This is a genomic window from Teichococcus aestuarii (genome assembly GCF_042651065.1).
GTDB classification, from domain to species: domain Bacteria; phylum Pseudomonadota; class Alphaproteobacteria; order Acetobacterales; family Acetobacteraceae; genus Pseudoroseomonas; species Pseudoroseomonas aestuarii.
This window is the reverse complement of sequence record NZ_JBHSCH010000177.1, coordinates 1-687: the sequence shown is the minus strand read 5'-3', so window position 1 is coordinate 687 and position 687 is coordinate 1. Positions and strand designations below refer to the sequence as shown.

At 73.8% G+C, this 687-nt stretch carries 1 protein-coding gene; it reads left to right on the top strand.

Features of this window, described 5'->3' with window-relative positions; translation table 11 throughout:
• The coding region (locus ACFOY6_RS24245; protein ID WP_379652474.1) for a structural protein at positions 1-594 on the top strand (594 nt) is incomplete at its 5' end.
• Positions 595-687: the final 93 nt, after the last annotated feature.

Sequence of the window (687 nt, the reverse complement as noted above, 5' to 3'; positions counted from 1 at the left end):
GCCAACAAGTGGCAGGGGCAGGTGGGGAAGGAGGCTGGCGGCCGCTTCGCGGTCTTCTCCTCCCACCAGTACGGCATCCGGGCCCTGGCGGTGCTGCTGGTCACCTACCAGGATCGGCACGGCCTGCGGACGATCCGCGACATCATCGCTCGCTGGGCACCGCCGGCGGAGAACCAGACCAGCGCCTATGTCCGGCATGTCAGCCTGATCACCGGCTTCGGGGTGGACCAGGTGCTGGACCTGCACACCCATGCCCATCTCCGCCCGCTGGTGGAGGCCATCATCACCCATGAGCTCGGTGGGCAGCCCTATGACCAGCGCACCCTGGATGAAGGGCTGACCATGGCCGGCGTGGCGCCGCCGGCGGCCGTGGCGGTGCGCACCGCACCGGCCAAGGCGGCGATCGGCACGGGCGCGGCCGGCGGCGCGGCCTTGGCTCTGGTGGAGGTGCTGCCCGCCATCGCGCCCCACCTCGGCGCCGCGGCTGACCTGGTGCGGGCACTGGGGCCCTGGCTCGCGGGGGCCATCATCCTGGCGGTGGCCGTCTACTTCATCGCCCAGCAGCGTCGGCGACAGGCGGAGATCGGCGCGTGATCCCGGTCTGGCTGGCCGGCTGGGCGGCAGCGCTGGGCGCGGCTGTCCTGGCGGTGCTCGGGCTGCTCGGCGCCGGCCGGCGGCAGGGGCGCG